The following is a 16,860-nucleotide window of genomic DNA, read 5'->3' as shown; positions in this document are numbered from 1 at the left end:
TCATGACGCATAAGTGATGATATAATAGTAATAGATGAAAGATAAAGAAAAGCAGGTGACTCTTTTTTGTTTACAAAAGCACAAGAACTTTTAGCGTCTTATTTCGGTTATTCGTCATTCCGAAGAGGACAAGATGAAACAATTAAAAATGTATTAGATGGGAAAGATACAGTCTGTATTATGCCTACGGGCGGTGGTAAGTCAATTTGTTATCAAATTCCCGCATTAGTATTTGAAGGAACGACATTAGTTATCTCACCTTTGATTTCACTTATGAAAGATCAAGTAGATACATTAATACAAAACGGTATTTCCGCTACATATATTAATAGTTCTATTTCTATTACAGAAGCGAATCAACGAATTCAATTGGCGAAACAAGGGCATTACAAGTTGCTTTACGTGGCGCCTGAGCGTCTTGATTCTATGGAGTTTGTTGATCAACTTATCGATATGAAAATCCCGATGATTGCAATTGATGAGGCGCACTGTATTTCGCAGTGGGGACATGATTTCCGTCCTAGTTATTTACATATACATCGCGTATTAGATTATCTTCCAGAAAAGCCGCTCGTATTAGCGTTAACTGCTACGGCAACACCACAAGTTCGTGAAGATATTTGCAACACGCTTGGAATTAATCAAGAAAACACGATTATGACAACGTTTGAGCGCGAGAACTTATCATTCTCTGTCATTAAAGGACAGGATCGTAATGCTTATTTAGCGGATTATATTCGTCAAAATCAGAAGGAATCTGGGATTATATATGCAGCTACAAGAAAAGTTGTCGATCAGTTATATGAAGATTTAGGGAAAGCAGGAGTTTCTGTATCGAAATATCATGCTGGTATGAGCGACCACGATCGAAATGAACAGCAAGAACTCTTTTTACGAGATGAAATAAGTGTTATGGTGGCAACATCTGCATTTGGAATGGGTATAGATAAATCGAATATACGTTACGTTATCCATTATCAACTTCCAAAAAATATGGAAAGTTACTATCAAGAAGCAGGACGTGCTGGTCGTGATGGATTAGATAGTGAATGTATTTTGTTATATTCTTCTCAAGATGTGCAAGTACAACGCTTTTTAATCGATCAATCAACTGGAGAATCACGTTTTTCAAATGAGCTTGAAAAACTCCAAGATATGACCGATTACTGTCATACAGAACAATGTTTACAATCATTTATTTTGCAATACTTCGGAGAAGAGCCGAAGGAAGATTGTGGTCGCTGCGGTAATTGTACGGACGACCGTGAAAGTATCGATGTGACGAGAGAATCCCAAATGGTACTATCTTGTATGATTAGGACGAACCAACGATTCGGAAAGCAAATGATTGCACAAGTATTAACTGGATCTAAAAATAAGAAAGTCATTGAATTTAATTTTCATACTTTGCCAACGTACGGTCTTTTATCAAACCGTAGTGTAAAAGAAGTCAGTGAGTTTATTGAGTTTTTAATTTCAGATGAGTTAATTGCAGTTGAACATGGTACGTATCCAACATTAAAAGTAACGGAAAAAGGAAAAGAAGTATTACTTGGTAAAGAGAATGTTTTACGCAAAGAACGAGTAGAAACGAGACAAATTGTTCAAGACCATCCTTTATTTGAAGTGCTTCGTGAAGTGCGTAAAGAAATTGCACAAGGAGAAGGTGTACCACCGTTCGTTATTTTCTCTGACCAAACGTTAAAAGATATGTGTGCGAAAATGCCACAAAGTGACTCCGAACTCCTAACTGTAAAAGGAATCGGAGAACACAAACTTGTGAAGTACGGGTCTCACTTCTTACAAGCAGTTCAGCACTTTATTGAGGATAACCCAAACTATGCGGAAACAATTAAGACTGAAGTTGTTTCAGAGAGTAAAAAATCAGGAAAAGCGTCAGCGAATTCTCATTTAGAAACGTATGAAATGTATAAACAAGGCATTGATCTAGATGAAATTGCTAAAGAACGTAGCTTATCAAGACAAACAATTGAAAATCATTTAATTCGCTGCTTTGAAGATGGAATGGAAGTAGACTGGAACAGTTTTGTTCCTGCAGAATATGAATCACTGATTGAAACTGCCGTGCAAAATGCAGAGGGTGGTCTGAAATCGATTAAGGACCAACTTCCAAATGAAGTGAGTTACTTTATGATTCGTGCTTATTTACAAATTAGAAAGTAGAGACATATAAAGGGGATAGGGATTTATGCATCACGTTTTCGTGTATGGCACGTTAAGAAAAGAGCAAACGAATGCTCATTTTATGCAAGGTGCAATATGCATCGCAGACGAAGCATGGACGTATGGTAAATTATTTGATACATACGAAGGGTACCCTGCGATGATTTGTTCAAATGAGGAAAGAGTATACGGAGAAGTTTATGAAGTAAATGATGATGTTCTGCAAAAGTTAGATGAACTTGAAGAATACACAGGTAATACAGAGAGTGATTTATATGACCGAATCACCGAAACGATTTATTTAGGTGATAGAGAAATACGTGCATTTGTGTATATTGCTCAAGATAAAGAGATGCTAAAGAAAGTCATCATTTCTGGTGATTGGGTGGAGTATCAACAAGGAAAATAAAAGCAGCTATAGAGCAGATAGTGGAATCGACCATTATCTGCTTTTTATATTGGTAATTTCAAAATTCTTATTATTTCGATAAATCATAAATATAGAGAAATAAAAATGGTTTTTTTCATGGGTGTCAGAAATTTAGTTTCTCACCTGTAGCAGAAAAATCTAGTGCAGGAGGAGAATAATAATGAACGAATTAAATGTGAAGGAATTTTACCAAAAACAATTCGAACTGTCGAATTACGATATCAATACAGAAAGCTGGTTAGAGCAGGTTGCTAAAGAAGTTCAAGAACAAGTTGGTCATCCATTTCAAGCGATGTTAGAACTAGGAGCAGGAAATGGTAGATTTGCAAGGGCGATGTCTAGGTTACAAGTGAAAATGACTACGGTTGAACTTGTACCAGAGTTAGTTATGTTTGCAAAAGAACATTCTACTAATAATATAGATATTCATTGCGCTGACTTTTATAAAATTAACTTTGAAGAAAAATTTGATGTGGTTAGTTATTTAGATGGATTTGGTGTAGGAACAAATGATGAGCAATTGTTTCTACTAAAACGGATTAAAGATTGGATGAAGGATGATGGATGTGCACTTATTGATATTTATCAATTTTTGTATTGGAAAAAGGTAAGTGGACAAGAGATGCCATTAAGTTCAGCTATGCGAAAATATGAATACGATAGTATAAATGAAAGAATGTTAGATCATTGGTGGGATCCTAATCAACCTAATGAGATTGTGACACAGTCTTTACGTTGTTATACAGTTGAAGAGATTAGTGATTTATGTGCTAAAGCAGGTTTAAGTATTGTAGGATTCTTCCCAGGGGGAGCATTTGATTTTGAACAATGGAAATATAAAGAACTGGCAAGTTTAAATGAATGTTTGTCATATAGAATTAAAGTAAAGAAGAGTAGAGATTAATCTCTACTCTTTTATATTTTAGAAAATTCTTACTTAAACTATTGACTTTATGAATGGATTTTTAATACAATTGTATCTCGACTGAAAAATTGGAACGGACAGGAGGGAATCATCAAATGAGTAACATATTTGAAGAAGAATTACAGAAAATGAAAGATATTTTATGTACGATGGATGAGCAATTAGAGCAACTTGAAAAAATCCCAGTTTATTATGGAGAAGATTTTAAAGAGCAAATTCTTGAAAGTATGAGGGAGTCTAATAGACAAAGCTTACGTATTGGTGTACATGAGCCGTATTTTGGAAGATTAGACTTTCAGGAGGATGGCAAGGAAGAAGTTATGCCGATTTACATCGGTAAAGTAGGTGTTTCAGATAAAGATACGATGAAACCAATTGTAATTGATTGGCGTGCACCTGTCGCAAGTATGTTTTATTCATTTACCGGTGGTGATGAATTAGCATTTTATCATTCACCAGACGGATTAGTAGAAGGCGATGTTTATTTAAAGCGAAATATTTCGATTCGAAAGAGAGAATTAGAACGTGTTGTTGATACATATGTGAAAGGAAATGAAGATGTCTCGCATGCTGATGATTTTCTTCTATATCGATTAGGCGAGAATAAAGATAATAAATTGAAAGATATCGTTTCGACTATACAATCGGAACAAAATGATATTATTCGTGCGGAAAGAAACTTACCATTATTAATTCAAGGGGTTGCAGGGAGCGGAAAAACAACGATCGCTTTACATCGCCTTGCTTTTTTAATTTATGAATATCGTGAACAACTTGAAGCGGAGAGAATGATCGTATTCGCTCCAAACAGTTTGTTTTTAGACTATATTTCGAGTGTACTTCCTGAGTTAGGGGTAGGAAATATTAGTCAAACAACGTTTCCAGATTGGGCATTACGTACGTTAGATGGTTCGGTGAAACTAAAGCAGACAGAAGAAAAATTGAAAGAAGCTTTTTCAATTAATCGCGATGAAAAAAAGGTTATGCTCGGAAAATTAAAAGGCACGCTGGAATTTAAGTCGTTTATTGAAGAAAGAATGATTCAATTTGAAAAAGAATTAGTACCGACAAAAGATTTTGAGGCATGGGATAAAGCAGTTATTCCAGTGGAAGACGTTAAAAAATGGATACAAGTTGAATATAAACATTATCCATTAAAGAAAAGAAGAGAACGTTTAGTCGGCCGAATGAAGCGCTGGATTGAAATTGAACTTAAAAAGTTTGGAGAAACAAACGAGAAAAAGTTACTAAAAAAAGAAGCAACAAAGAGATTAAACACATATATGAATTTTTGGCCAAAAATGAGCCCACTTTCACTATATAGTTCGATGATGAAGAGTAAAGAAATACTCGAAGTATTACCTGAAGAACTTGTTCAAGAAACAGAAAAGAATTGCCGTAAAAAAGAAGTATATGTAGAAGATTTACCAGCTTTAATTTACATACACCATCGCATAAATGGAATTGAAATCGGACAGAAGTTTCATCACGTCGTTATTGATGAAGCACAAGATTTTTCACCATTCCAAGTGTATGTATTAAAAGAAATTACACTAGGTAATTCTTTCACCATATTAGGTGATTTATCTCAAGCGATTTATGATTATCAAGGAATTGAAGACTGGAATACTTTTAAGGAAGTATTCCAAGAAACAGGTTATTATGAACTGACGAGAAGTTATCGTTCTACAAAAGAAATTATTGAATTCGCGAATGAAATAATTAAAAATGCAGAGATTCCAGTAGGACTCGCAACACCAGTTTTCCGTAGCGGTGAAGACGTGAAAGTAATCCGGGCAGAGGACCAATTTACTGAAGTTTTAAAGACATTACAGCATTTGCAAAATGAAGATGTGAAAACAATCGCGGTAATTGGTAGAACAGATGATGAATGCCGTGATATATATGAGAAATTAACAAATGTAGGGTTGACAGTTAATGTCATTGAAGCAGATCAAAGCAAGTATGAAGGTGGTATTTCGGTAGTGCCAGTATACTTGGCGAAAGGGTTAGAATTTGATGCCGTACTTCTAATCGACGTTGATGAAGAACATTACAAAAATACAAAACATGATGCGAAATTATTGTATGTCGGATGTACAAGGTCGCTTCATGATTTATGGATTTTCTATAGCGGGGAAGTATCACCTTTAATTAAGGGATTAAAATAAATAAAAAAGAGGATTTTCTAGTAGTTCATGAAAATCCTCTTTTTATAGTTAAAAGGTATATGAATTAACAATCTAAGCTGTTTTTTAAATAATAAAATATCATATTCTCAAATTCCTGAATCTGCTCTTTTCCCATAGACGAACAGCATCTACCGGATTTTGTGTATTCTTTAACCAATCTAGAATTAAGTCTAGTTGCTCTTGTGTTTGCCATATTATTTGTTCTTTTATGTTCTCATCCCGAATTCTCTCAATTAATTGAATCATATAGGGAAGTTTTTCTTTACATTCGTTTAAATCTCCGCAATAACCTGATGGAAATTCATGCGTACCAAACTCTAAGCTACTTATATAGTAAGAAACAAGATGTATCATTGCCTCTTGTTCTGTATCGCCACCTAATTCAATGGTTTTTTGGAGAAGTTGTTCCAAATCCTCATCAGTATTTCCGGAACCCATATAAAGTCCCATCCATCTAAAAGGTCTTGAATCAGATGGATCCTTTTCTATCCATCGATATAGAATGTCTATTAGAAAACGATTTAGTGGGAAAGTTAACACTTCATTTTTTTCGTTTGATGTATCTAAAATAGTAAACAGCATAATAGCAAACTCTTGTTGTTCTTTGAGTTCCCATTTCTTTGCATTTGAAATAAATGTTTCTAAATGCTTAAAAGCTAATTTTCGTAGTCCTGCTTCGAGCTGCTGACAGTAAGAAATAAAATCATGCCAGTTCTCATTTGTATTCATATGTATAATAATGGCTTGTAGTGCAGTGTGATTTTTACTCATTAGTTATGTATCTCCATCCCGATAAAATGCTATTTTAATTGAATAACGTAAGCATATAGAAAAAATTCACTGGAGTTATATGATTTAATATGTGCGTTTAAGTATAAATCTTGGTGATGGAAGTGTTTCTTGTTCTGCTTCAAAATACGCAACTTGATTTGTAATTGAGTATAGAATAGAAGGCATTCCCATTCCAACAGCAGCCTCTAATGCGTCTAGCAAAGGGAGGGTTTTCCCATCAATTTTTGTGTCCCATGATATGGCGTAGCAAGAATCATCGGCCCCATGTTTTTTTAACAGACGACCTATATCAATTGGACACGAATTAGGTTTAGGAATTTCAATCATATATTCTTCACGTAACGTAGTTCTGTAATTATGGCAAAGTCGACCTATCGCATCTTTACGTTTTTTAGTAGAAGAAAGCTCAAACATGATTCTATCTTGAATTCGTTTAGTAAAAAATGATTTTACAATGATCTCTTCTAATTTTTTATCCATTATAAGTCTCCAATCTATTAATCATGTGTTGAAAATTTTAGTAGTATTATATCATTACATATATTAAAAAAGGAGAGTAACTATGATTACAAAAGTAATAACAAAAAGAAATTGGGGAATCGCGAAAAACATTGGAGAGATTAATGAAGCTTCACTTAAAGAAGAGGGATTTATTCATTGTTCATTATTAGACCAAGCTTTAAAAGTTGCTCAAAAACATTTCAATCATGAAAAAGATGTTTTATTACTTACAATAGATCCATCTCTTGTAAAAGCAGAAATAAAATATGAACTTGCTTCAAACGGTCAAGAATACCCGCATGTATATGGAGTAATTAATGTTGAGGCGATTGTAGAGGTTGTCCCATTTTCTAAAGAAAAAGGAGAGTTTATATTACCAGAGGTACATAGTTAAAAGTATTAATGGTATTTAAGTTTGTTAGTGAGCTGCAAGAAAATAAGAAAAGCACAAATTATATAGTTTGTGCTTTTCTTATTTTCTGATTTTTATAAAAATATATTGTTTTTGTCACAACTATACTGTACGATACATAGTATAAAACATATACTGTATGACATATAGTAATGCAAATGAGGTGGGTAAATGGATACTTTATTAAATTCATTAATTACTGAGCTAAGAAGAGGGACGTTGACATTAGCAGTTTTAAGCCAATTAAGAACACCGCAGTATGGTTATTCACTTGTCCAGTTATTGGAGCAATCAGGAATCATGATAGATCAAAGTACTTTATATCCACTACTTCGCCGATTAGAAAAGCAGGAGCTAGTGACGAGTAGTTGGGATAAAACGGAGAGTAGACCTCGTAAGTATTATGTTTTAAGTGAATATGGATTAGATATATTTTTGCAATTGAAAAAGGAATGGATAAAGGATTCGAAAGAACTTTATAACTTATTAAAGGAGGAGGACGAGAATGAATTTAATTGATATCTATATCCAAGAAGTTGCGAAGAGATTACCTGAAAAAAATCGTGAAGATATTACATTAGAACTCCGGTCAACTATAGAGGATATGTTACCTGATGATTATAATGAAGAAGATGTAAAGAGTGTCCTTGAAAAATTGGGGAGCCCAGTTTCATTGGCTAATGGGTATTTGGATAGACCGATGCATTTAATTGGACCGCGTTATTTTGATGTATATACGACATTATTAAAAATGATTATACCAATTGCAGCTGTTATCGCACTCATTGCAATGGTTGCAGAAAATTTTATAGGCTATAGTGGTGATCAAGCAGTATTAGATGTTATTTTAAAATTGATAGGTAAAGGCATTGGGGAAATTGTCGAAGTAGGCCTCCATGTATTTTTCTGGTTGACACTTGTATTTGCTATTTTAGAAAGAACAGATAAAGACAAAGGTACCCAACCGTTGACGACAAGTTTAAAAAAATGGACTCCTGATGATTTGAAAAATATCTCGTATGTTCCAAAGAAAAAGTCGATCTCGAAGTTTGAAGTTTTTGGAGGTTTGATGTGGACGGCAATATGGGCTACATTTTATTTTTATGCAAATCACCTTGTTGGTGTATATGAAGGTACTGAAAATGGCCTGAAATTTGTAGTGCCAACGTTTAATCAAGATGTTTTACTTCAATACTGGCCAATCGTTGTGGTTATGATCGTTTTCGAAGTAGCTATATCTCTTTATAAGTTAGTACAGGGACAATGGACGACAAGATTGGCAATTGGAAATACAATTCTTCAAATAACCGGAACAATAGTATTCATTATAATTGTAGTAAATCCTCATTTATTTAACGAAGGATTCATTACGTATGTGGCAAATGTGTTTACTATTTCTCTAGAGGAATTTAAAACGTGGTTAATCGGTGGAGGTATTCTCATTTACATTTTATCTGCTGCATTAAATATATTTGATGGTTTCCGAAAAGCTAGTGTTCGTATGTGGAAATAAAACGGAAATTTCGGTAAAATAAAATTATTAAAAAGATAGCGAAAGAAGATTAACATTATGAAAGGAAGAAAACGATGATCAGGGAAGCAACTAAAAGAGATGTAGCATATATTTTAGATATTTATAATGATGCAATACTTTATACAACAGCTGTATATGCGTATAAACCTGTAACCCTTGAAAATAGAATAGATTGGTATGAACAAAAAAAGGCTGATGGCTATCCAATTTTCGTATACGAACTAGATAATAAAGTAGTAGGATTTGCGACATTCGGCCCATTTAGAGCGTGGCCTGCCTACAAATATTCAATTGAACATTCTGTGTATGTTGATAAGGAGTATAGAAAAAATGGTATTGGGTCCTCTTTGATGGAAGAATTAATCACATTTGCAAAAGAAAGAGAATATATGACCTTAATTGCTGGAATTGATGCGGAAAATGAGAAAAGTATTGCCTTGCATCAAAATTATGGATTTGTTCATGCCGGAACAATACAAAAAGCTGGTTATAAGTTTAATAGATGGCTGGATTTAGCCTTTTATCAATTGGAGCTTAACGGGCCTGAAAATCCTATAGAAGAATAGAGATATTTATTACGGTACAAATAAATTTAAAAAGAAATTGTATATATTTCAAAAGATAGTATGAAGAAATCTCATGCTATCTTTTTCTTATTGTATTCATGATTATCATTTAACAAAAAAGGATTCTTATATTCTATATCGAATTTTGAGAAGATGATAAAACGATATAAGAAGAGGGATGAATATGCAGGCTGTCATTAAAAAAATAAAAGAAATATAAATTGGTCAAGTTGGAATACTTGTTTATTTAACAAAGAATGGAAATATAGTTGCTACCCATAACAATGAGCTATACGTTCCTTTAGCATCAGCAGCAAAAGTGGCAATTGGATTTGCAGTAGCGAGGATGGTAAAGGACAAACAAATTAATTGGAATGATACACTTCATCACATTAAGTTTAATCCAAATGAGGATAGTGTGCAGTTATATCCTCATTTACAAGGAAGAACTACATTAACACTTAGTAAAGCGGTTGAAGTAATGATAGCTTGCCACGACAGTTATATTGCTCACTCGGTTGTAATGCACTGCGGAGGATGGGAAACCGTCAGAGAAAATGTTTTAACGTACTTTTCAAAGATTCATATACAGGAAAACCCTAGAGATGAGCAAAATGTCGGAGAGTTAAATCAAGTTCTTTCACTTTTAATACATATTTTTCAAGGATATAAATCAGAACCAGAATTATGGGAACCCATTATTAATGGAATGGTAAGGCAACAAGGTGATTATGAAGGGATACCGTATTATCATTTAGCTCATATGACAGGTGGTTTATCCACCGCTATAATAAATATTGGTATAATAGGAATGTTTCATGAATTTCCGTTTCTTTATGTAATTGGGGGAAGAGATTTACCTAATCGATTTGATAATAAAGAGGTTGATGAAACAATTCTAGAAGCTTTGAAGTGCTTATATAAAGAATATAAGATAACAAGTCAAACAAACGTTGTAACCGATAATTGAATAAAAACGTTATTTTAATAGCAGGGAGGGGAATAGTGCACCTAAAGGAGTATACCGTTTACAAAAGTGAATCGCTCATATGTATCGGGACTATAAAGAAATGCGCTCAGCATATGGGAGTGTCTGGTGATTTCTAACATAAAAAGAGAGCACAAAGGCTCTCCTTAATGGTTTTGTGATCCGCCAGCAAAACGAAAAGATTCAAGTACTTCAATACATTAGAAATTTTGTGAACATGAAGTACAAGGTCCACCAGTCGGCTGAAATACAACATTGTCAACAAAAGCTGTTGCGCCTTGCCCACCTGTAGCAATATTTTGGAAAGCAACACATGCTGTAGTCACACCAGGAGGTATACACACAACAAGAATATAATGTTGGAAAAGGGATTGCGGTTGATTCGCAACAGGTATAATATGTGGAATATTTCCAAGAGTTATTGGGAGAGGAGGACATCCATGTCCAAGTTCTGGAAAAGATACAGAAGCTATAAGAAATGCATTATCCCTTACATCTGCAGCAAAAGAAAACGTAAAACAACAGCCTTCGTCAACATCAACTGATTGATTAATACTTCCACCTGGTCCAATTGACACAGCTAAGAGACTAAGTGTCCCATCTGAAAGGATACGACCACTATGAGCGTTTGGAACACCTACCTCTGTAACATCCCCAGTTTGATTCCAACCAGGAACTGGATCGGTTACTAATGGTAGTTCGTCAAATCCAGGGTTGTCAAGAACATTAGTACATGGACAACACGCTACTGCAGTTGGTCCTGTTGGTCCTGTTGGTCCTGTTGGTCCTGTTGGTCCTGACGGTCCTGTTGGTCCTGTTGGTCCTGTTGGTCCTGTCGGTCCTGTTGGTCCTGTTGGACCCGTTGGACCAATTTCAGGTGGAGGTAAAGGGGGACCAAAACATTCGCATGGAATATGAAATTTCTTATTAAATTTACTCATTTTTACACCATCCTTATCATTAACCCAACTTACATTATATAGTTTATGAGTTAGTTAACACGCAAGTATAAGGAAAAAGCCTTTAAAAATAAAAATAGGCATATACCCTTATGTCACAGATATAAATCTATTCCATTAATTGCTAGTTATACTGTCATAAGTTATGCAAGAACAGGGTATGTATCAATGCCGGAGTTAATTAGTTTTTCATGTTTTGTTACATATGGTAGATTTGTATTGATTAATCTATTGAAATGATACAATAAAAATATGTAAATATTATAAGAATTGAAAGGAAGAAGTATATATGAAACATATAGAAAACGGTACTCGCACTGAAGGTGAATACATTAAAAATAAAGTAATTCAATATAATATGTCTATCTTAACAGATGAAGTAAAACAGCCCATGGAACAAGTAAGTTTTGTAGTGAAAGATGAGGAAGGAAAAATCTTTGGCGGGGTAACAGGAACGATGTATTTTTATCATCTTCATATAGATTTTTTATGGGTTGATGAATCTGTTCGTCATGATGGTTATGGTAGTCAATTGTTACATAAAATAGAAGGAATTGCGATGGAAAAAGGATGTAGACTTATTTTACTAGATTCATTTAGTTTCCAAGCACCAGATTTTTATAAAAAGCACGGATACCGAGAATATGGTGTTGTTGAAGATCATCCTAAAGGGCATAGTCAACACTTTTTAGAAAAGAGATTATAATAATATTATGTATACTGGTTGAGGGGAGAAAAAATGTACACGTATAGATTACAACATGAACAACCAATCTGTGTAGAAAAAATAAAGAAACTTTACGATTCTGTAGGTTGGTGGCCAGAAAGAAAAGAAGTCGATATTCAAAAAATGTTAAAGAATAGTATAGCAATTGGAGTATGGGAAGAAAACGAATTAATTGGATTTGCTAGAGTTGTTACTGACGGTGTTTTTCGGGCGTATATTGAAGATGTTGTCGTACATGAGAGTGTAAGAAACAAGGGAATTGGTGAGAAGATGCTTACAATGTTACTTCGAGAGATATCTCATATTGATATTGTAAGTCTATTTTGCGGCGAGAAACTAATAAAGTTTTATGGTGAACAGCAATTTAAAGCGACGAAGCAAATTGTGATGCATCGTAATCAAATAGTGAAAGAATAAGAGGTGCCAATTAGAATGAATGCAACAAGAGCGTATTGTTTATCGAAAAGAAAAGCGACAGAGGATTCTCCAGATGGCTGGAGTGCAACATGTATGAGGCTCAATAATAAAATATTTGCGATAGTGAACCATGAAGAAGGGGAAAAAGCTGCGATTACATTAAAATGTGATCCAGAACTCTCTTTACGAATAAGAGAAGATTATCCAGAAACAATAATTCCTGGATATCATATGAATAAAAAGCATTGGAATACAGTGTACATACATAAGGATGTGGGGCAAGAACAAATTAATAAAATGATAGATTGGTCGTATGATTTAGTATTACAATCATTTTCAAAGAAAAAGCAGCAAGAGTTATTGGATTAAATACAAAGTGAAGTCGACTATAAATAGCTAGTAAAATGATTATATTTTACTAGCTATTTGCAGTTTTACATTATATATTAGGGGATTTTGAAATGAATACGAAACGAAATAGATTACTATATGCGGTGTTTACTATAGTTGTTATTATTTTAGGTCTTAGTTCAAGAAAGTTTGCTTTTGCGTTACCAGATTTGTTAAATGAGTACTTAGGTGATGCTTTATGGGCATTAATGATTTTTACTGGATTCGGATTTTTGTTTCCTAAAATAGAAATGAAGAAATTAGCTTTTATTAGTTTGATATTTTGCTACGGGATTGAAATTAGCCAATTGTACCATGCGGAATGGATTGATAGCATTCGCGCAACGACTTTAGGTGGACTCGTATTAGGTTACGGATTTTTATGGAGTGATTTAGTGGCTTACACAATTGGTGTTGGAGTAGGAATGCTTGGTGAGTTTATGCTACGGAAGAAATAAAAGATGTAAAAAGGGGTATTTATGAAAAAAATAATATTAATAGGTTCTGGTGGTTCAGGAAAATCTACATTAGCAAAACAGTTAGGGAATAAATTAAATATTAAGGTGCATCATCTTGATGCACTATTTTGGAAACCAAATTGGGAGGGTGTACCGAAAGAGGAGCAAAGAACGGTTCAAAATGAATTAGTTAAAGGGGAAAAGTGGATTATTGATGGGAATTATGGCGGGACAATGGACATAAGAATTAACGCAGCTGATACAATTATCTTTCTTGATATTCATAGAACAATTTGTGTTTATCGTGCTTTTAAAAGAATTGTGCAATATCGGAATAAAACAAGACCGGATATGGGGGCTGGATGTGAAGAAAGATTTGACTTGCAATTTTTCAAATGGATATGGGAATATCCTAAGTCGAAAAGACCTGCAATTTTAAAAAGAATCGATCAATTCAATAAGGATAAAAGAATTATTATTTTAAAAACACCAAATGAGGTTCAACGATTCATAAAGGAAGTGCAGTAAGTATAAATTGATGCACTAAAAACATTAAATTATGTTCCATTTTGAATGGAGGAATAATATTGAATGAAATAATTCGCTTGATTGATTCTTATATGGTAAAAATCCCAGCAGGGGAGATAGTTTTAAGAGACGATCGAATTAAAAGAGAATGGAAGGCCCAAATTAAGCCGTTTCTTCTTGCGCAATATACTGTAACGATGGAATTATATTATACTGTTATAAATGAATCATCAAATTCTTTTTTAGGCAATCATAAACCCGTTGTTAATACTTCTTGGAATGATGTGATTATATTTTGTAATTTACTTTCAAAAAAAGCGGGATTAAAAGAATATTATTCTATTAGTGATGGCGGTCAAAAGGTTAGTTGTAATGTAGAGTCCAACGGCTACCGATTACCTTCTGAGGGAGAGTGGCAATATGCATGTAAAGCAGGGACTACTGGGTATACATATGGAGAACTTGATAAGATAGCTTGGTATAATAAAAACTCGGATGGGAAAATTCATGAGGTCGGTAAAAAAGAACCGAATGCATGGGGAGTATATGATATGTTAGGGAATGTTTGGGAATGGTGTTATGATTTGTATGATGAAAAGGTATATGGATCGTACCGAATTTTCCGAGGCGGTAGCTGGGCTGAAGAAGCGAGAGGGTGCGGTGCTACTTGTCGCCGTCGTAGTCATCCTACATTTCATATAGATGATCTCGGTTTTAGGCTTGCTAGGTCAATTTAGCAGGAAAATGATACATATAACTCCGTAAAGAGTATGGAAAGTATCCATACTCTTTACAACATAGAAATTTTAAAATTTAAGGAGTGTTTTGAATGGCACGTGTTTTATTCATTAACGCTGGATCAGAAGGACATATAAATCCAACATTACATGTTGTAGAAGAACTGATTTCTCGCGGTGAAGAGGTAGTTTATTTTTCAATAGAGGCTTTCAGGGAGCGTATTGAGAAGACAGGTGCTACTGTACGAACGATTGATGATGAAAAATTTATAAAAGCATTTCTTTCCGGTGGTCGAAATTATTTACAGGAAAGAATAAACGGCCTTCTACATACAGCTGATATTGTAATACCTAGTGTTCTAGAACAAATTGAAGGTGAACATTTTGATTATATTATTCATGATTCGATGTTTGGCTGTGGTCGCTTAATTGCCCAAATTCTTAATCTTCCAGCCATAAATTCATGCACATCTTTTGCACAAGATGAAAAATCATTTAAACAAATGTTAGACCATCTTTCTAAAAATATCCCACTGGAAGTTCAGGATAGAATACATAATGATTTTGAAAACTTAACTAATGGAATTACAGAAAAATATGGTGTTAATATAAACTCACCGTATGAAGTTTTCTGTAATCCAGCTTCACTTACTATTGTGTATACAATTAAGGAGTTCCAACCTTTTGGGGATACATTTAATGAAACATTCAAATTTGTGGGTCCATCTATCTCTACACAAGTGAAAAATGAAGGTTTTGATTACACTTCAATTGAAGAAAAAAGCCTGATTTACATTTCATTAGGTACTGTTTTTAATGAAGCGCTTGATTTTTATAAACTTTGTATGAAGGCGTTCGAGAATAGTAAGCATACACTTGTTATGTCTATTGGCAACAAAACGGAAATAAGTGATTTAGGTAATATCCCTAAAAACTTCATTGTGAAAAACTATGTACCACAAACTGAACTTCTCAAATATACGAAACTATTTATTACACACGGCGGTATGAACAGTACGCATGAAGGGATATATAACGGTGTTCCACTCGTTGTAATTCCGCAAAGTGCAGATCAGCCAGTAATCGCAAGGCAAGTTGAGAATCTCGGAGCAGGGGTTACATTACAAATGCAAGGATTAACGGAGAGTCAACTACGTGAGAGTGTAGATCTAGTATTAAATAACTCTTCATTCAAAGAAACTGTTTTGAATATGAAGGAGTCTTTCCGAAAATCAGGTGGGTATAAGCAAGCTGTTGATGAAATTTTTAAATTTACAGGCTGTTATTAAAACTATACATGTGAAAGGGTGTCTATATTAAATGATATAGACACTTTTATGTTATATGAAGCGAGGAATTGATGAAATGGAAAGAATGAAAATACTAGATGTAAATTTTGCTGATATGACAGCTACACCATTTTTTCAAGTGGAGGCGAAAAATAGAATTAGATTCGATATAGAATTATTTGAGAGTAATTTGAGAGGATTAAGAGGGATTTTGACTGAACTTTTTAAAAGTCCTGATACAATTGATGTTTCATTTATTTCCGGTTACATAACATATGGTAAAAGTAAGAGAATAAATGAGAAAACAAAAATTGGGAGGTTCATGAAGATTAAGAATTGGACAGAAACGAAAGTAGACGTTGATGATCTTGAAAGTACAATCATATTTACTACGATTAAAGGTGTACATGAAGATGAAGTATATAAGTATTGCAAGTATGTCGTTAATGGTGGTCAGCAAGCGTATATTTCTTTTTATAACGATACTTATTTATTGTATATAAGTACAGACGTTATTGACATTGTTTCACCAGATACAAGTTTAATAGAAAAGTTAAAACTTCAATACAGTGAAGAATATGATAAGTTTTATGAAACTATATTGACGGATTCGGAAATGTTTACAAGTGATAAGTAATTTCAAAGTATTGATAGAAAGATATATGGAAAATGGAGATGGCACGTTGTTTTAAAATAATGTGATCTCACATTGCCATGCGTTTTAAGTTAACGATGAAGGGTTTCAAGACGACTTGGTGCAATTCATCCATATATATACCTAAAATTTTTCATTACAAGTACTACAATTTCTATTGCTCACTTTTACTTTAT

19 protein-coding genes and 1 pseudogene are annotated in these 16,860 nt (G+C 33.8%); 17 read left to right on the top strand and 3 right to left on the bottom strand.

Translation table 11 applies throughout. The features are described from left to right. Nucleotides 1-66 precede the first annotated feature (66 nt). From recQ to NSQ69_RS13775, 4 genes are all read left to right on the top strand, one after another. Complete coding sequence (gene recQ / locus NSQ69_RS13790; protein WP_341099401.1) at nt 67-2,184, top strand: DNA helicase RecQ; 2,118 nt, start codon at nt 67-69, stop codon at nt 2,182-2,184. Nucleotides 2,185-2,209: 25 nt separating this feature from the next. Beyond that, nucleotides 2,210-2,593, top strand: a complete 384-nt coding sequence (locus NSQ69_RS13785; RefSeq protein ID WP_341099400.1) for a gamma-glutamylcyclotransferase family protein — start codon at nt 2,210-2,212, stop codon at nt 2,591-2,593. A 181-nt stretch (nt 2,594-2,774) separates the two neighbouring features. After that, entirely contained in the window at nt 2,775-3,518 is a 744-nt protein-coding gene (locus NSQ69_RS13780) for a class I SAM-dependent methyltransferase (RefSeq protein ID WP_341099399.1), read from the top strand. A gap of 116 nt (nt 3,519-3,634) precedes the next feature. Next, nucleotides 3,635-5,710 carry a HelD family protein gene (locus NSQ69_RS13775; protein WP_341099397.1) on the top strand — a complete coding sequence of 692 codons (2,076 nt, stop codon included), beginning with the start codon at nt 3,635-3,637 and terminating at the stop codon, nt 5,708-5,710. Between the two features lie 64 nt (nt 5,711-5,774). Here NSQ69_RS13775 and NSQ69_RS13770 read toward each other — a convergent pair. Then, a pseudogene (locus NSQ69_RS13770) lies at nt 5,775-6,502 on the bottom strand (hypothetical protein). A gap of 84 nt (nt 6,503-6,586) precedes the next feature. Further along, the gene (locus tag NSQ69_RS13765) at nt 6,587-7,003 is read right to left on the bottom strand and encodes a hypothetical protein (protein ID WP_341099393.1); all 417 of its coding nucleotides are present in this window, start codon (nt 7,001-7,003) and stop codon (nt 6,587-6,589) included. 82 nt (nt 7,004-7,085) lie between these two features. Between NSQ69_RS13765 and NSQ69_RS13760 the strand changes: the two genes are divergently transcribed. The 5 genes from NSQ69_RS13760 to NSQ69_RS13740 all read left to right on the top strand — a co-directional run bounded on the left by NSQ69_RS13760 (nt 7,086) and on the right by NSQ69_RS13740 (nt 10,506). Continuing rightward, nucleotides 7,086-7,418, top strand: a complete 333-nt coding sequence (locus NSQ69_RS13760) for a DUF952 domain-containing protein (RefSeq protein ID WP_016095585.1) — start codon at nt 7,086-7,088, stop codon at nt 7,416-7,418. A 189-nt stretch (nt 7,419-7,607) separates the two neighbouring features. After that, the gene (locus NSQ69_RS13755; RefSeq protein ID WP_002065784.1) at nt 7,608-7,955 is read left to right on the top strand and encodes a PadR family transcriptional regulator; all 348 of its coding nucleotides are present in this window, start codon (nt 7,608-7,610) and stop codon (nt 7,953-7,955) included. Further along, the gene (locus tag NSQ69_RS13750; RefSeq protein WP_016095584.1) at nt 7,942-8,949 is read left to right on the top strand and encodes an HAAS signaling domain-containing protein; all 1,008 of its coding nucleotides are present in this window, start codon (nt 7,942-7,944) and stop codon (nt 8,947-8,949) included. The genes NSQ69_RS13755 and NSQ69_RS13750 overlap by 14 nt, the downstream gene beginning before the upstream one ends. Nucleotides 8,950-9,023: 74 nt before the next feature. Then, a complete protein-coding gene (locus tag NSQ69_RS13745; RefSeq protein WP_002065789.1) occupies nt 9,024-9,536 on the top strand; it encodes a GNAT family N-acetyltransferase in 513 nt (170 codons plus the stop codon). Between the two features lie 220 nt (nt 9,537-9,756). Next, a complete protein-coding gene (locus NSQ69_RS13740; RefSeq protein ID WP_341099883.1) occupies nt 9,757-10,506 on the top strand; it encodes a serine hydrolase in 750 nt (249 codons plus the stop codon). 218 nt (nt 10,507-10,724) lie between these two features. Here the strand turns inward: NSQ69_RS13740 and NSQ69_RS13735 are convergent, their stop codons facing one another. Then, the gene (locus NSQ69_RS13735) at nt 10,725-11,465 is read right to left on the bottom strand and encodes a collagen-like protein (RefSeq protein ID WP_341099388.1); all 741 of its coding nucleotides are present in this window, start codon (nt 11,463-11,465) and stop codon (nt 10,725-10,727) included. Between the two features lie 307 nt (nt 11,466-11,772). Here NSQ69_RS13735 and NSQ69_RS13730 point away from each other — a divergent pair, with 307 nt between their 5' ends. The 8 genes from NSQ69_RS13730 (at nt 11,773) to NSQ69_RS13695 (ending at nt 16,666) form a co-directional block, all read left to right on the top strand. Continuing rightward, nucleotides 11,773-12,189, top strand: coding sequence for a GNAT family N-acetyltransferase (locus NSQ69_RS13730; RefSeq protein ID WP_002189844.1), 417 nt, complete (start codon nt 11,773-11,775; stop codon nt 12,187-12,189). Between the two features lie 33 nt (nt 12,190-12,222). After that, the gene (locus NSQ69_RS13725; RefSeq protein ID WP_002127741.1) at nt 12,223-12,627 is read left to right on the top strand and encodes a GNAT family N-acetyltransferase; all 405 of its coding nucleotides are present in this window, start codon (nt 12,223-12,225) and stop codon (nt 12,625-12,627) included. Between the two features lie 15 nt (nt 12,628-12,642). Continuing rightward, entirely contained in the window at nt 12,643-12,996 is a 354-nt protein-coding gene (locus NSQ69_RS13720) for an MmcQ/YjbR family DNA-binding protein (RefSeq protein WP_000994618.1), read from the top strand. 92 nt (nt 12,997-13,088) lie between these two features. Beyond that, nucleotides 13,089-13,475, top strand: coding sequence for a ribosomal maturation YjgA family protein (locus NSQ69_RS13715; RefSeq protein ID WP_002127740.1), 387 nt, complete (start codon nt 13,089-13,091; stop codon nt 13,473-13,475). 21 nt (nt 13,476-13,496) lie between these two features. After that, nucleotides 13,497-14,003, top strand: coding sequence for a DNA topology modulation protein (locus NSQ69_RS13710; RefSeq protein ID WP_002013022.1), 507 nt, complete (start codon nt 13,497-13,499; stop codon nt 14,001-14,003). A 59-nt stretch (nt 14,004-14,062) separates the two neighbouring features. Further along, nucleotides 14,063-14,740 carry a formylglycine-generating enzyme family protein gene (locus NSQ69_RS13705; RefSeq protein ID WP_002127738.1) on the top strand — a complete coding sequence of 226 codons (678 nt, stop codon included), beginning with the start codon at nt 14,063-14,065 and terminating at the stop codon, nt 14,738-14,740. Between the two features lie 92 nt (nt 14,741-14,832). Next, nucleotides 14,833-16,029, top strand: coding sequence for a macrolide family glycosyltransferase (locus NSQ69_RS13700; RefSeq protein WP_002127735.1), 1,197 nt, complete (start codon nt 14,833-14,835; stop codon nt 16,027-16,029). Nucleotides 16,030-16,105: 76 nt separating this feature from the next. Continuing rightward, nucleotides 16,106-16,666 (top strand): hypothetical protein, encoded by a 561-nt coding sequence (locus tag NSQ69_RS13695; protein ID WP_002127734.1) that lies wholly within the window; start codon nt 16,106-16,108, stop codon nt 16,664-16,666. Nucleotides 16,667-16,860 lie beyond the last annotated feature (194 nt).

This window comes from Bacillus sp. FSL R10-2201, assembly GCF_038008665.1.
Taxonomy (GTDB): Bacteria; Bacillota; Bacilli; order Bacillales; family Bacillaceae_G; genus Bacillus_A; species Bacillus_A mycoides.
Note: the sequence above shows the minus strand (reverse complement) of the source record. Positions and strands in the feature narration are given on the sequence as shown.

Excerpts from the sequence above, each read along its gene's own strand:
- NSQ69_RS13785 (WP_341099400.1), top strand. The coding sequence starts at position 2,210 with ATGCATCACGTTTTCGTGTATGGCACGTTAAGAAAAGAGCAAACGAAT.
- NSQ69_RS13780 (WP_341099399.1), top strand. The coding sequence starts at position 2,775 with ATGAACGAATTAAATGTGAAGGAATTTTACCAAAAACAATTCGAACTG.
- NSQ69_RS13775 (WP_341099397.1), top strand. The coding sequence starts at position 3,635 with ATGAGTAACATATTTGAAGAAGAATTACAGAAAATGAAAGATATTTTA.
- NSQ69_RS13765 (WP_341099393.1), bottom strand. The coding sequence starts at position 7,003 with ATGGATAAAAAATTAGAAGAGATCATTGTAAAATCATTTTTTACTAAA.
- NSQ69_RS13760 (WP_016095585.1), top strand. The coding sequence starts at position 7,086 with ATGATTACAAAAGTAATAACAAAAAGAAATTGGGGAATCGCGAAAAAC.
- NSQ69_RS13755 (WP_002065784.1), top strand. The coding sequence starts at position 7,608 with ATGGATACTTTATTAAATTCATTAATTACTGAGCTAAGAAGAGGGACG.
- NSQ69_RS13750 (WP_016095584.1), top strand. The coding sequence starts at position 7,942 with ATGAATTTAATTGATATCTATATCCAAGAAGTTGCGAAGAGATTACCT.
- NSQ69_RS13745 (WP_002065789.1), top strand. The coding sequence starts at position 9,024 with ATGATCAGGGAAGCAACTAAAAGAGATGTAGCATATATTTTAGATATT.
- NSQ69_RS13735 (WP_341099388.1), bottom strand. The coding sequence starts at position 11,465 with ATGAGTAAATTTAATAAGAAATTTCATATTCCATGCGAATGTTTTGGT.
- NSQ69_RS13730 (WP_002189844.1), top strand. The coding sequence starts at position 11,773 with ATGAAACATATAGAAAACGGTACTCGCACTGAAGGTGAATACATTAAA.
- NSQ69_RS13725 (WP_002127741.1), top strand. The coding sequence starts at position 12,223 with ATGTACACGTATAGATTACAACATGAACAACCAATCTGTGTAGAAAAA.
- NSQ69_RS13720 (WP_000994618.1), top strand. The coding sequence starts at position 12,643 with ATGAATGCAACAAGAGCGTATTGTTTATCGAAAAGAAAAGCGACAGAG.
- NSQ69_RS13715 (WP_002127740.1), top strand. The coding sequence starts at position 13,089 with ATGAATACGAAACGAAATAGATTACTATATGCGGTGTTTACTATAGTT.
- NSQ69_RS13710 (WP_002013022.1), top strand. The coding sequence starts at position 13,497 with ATGAAAAAAATAATATTAATAGGTTCTGGTGGTTCAGGAAAATCTACA.
- NSQ69_RS13700 (WP_002127735.1), top strand. The coding sequence starts at position 14,833 with ATGGCACGTGTTTTATTCATTAACGCTGGATCAGAAGGACATATAAAT.
- NSQ69_RS13695 (WP_002127734.1), top strand. The coding sequence starts at position 16,106 with ATGGAAAGAATGAAAATACTAGATGTAAATTTTGCTGATATGACAGCT.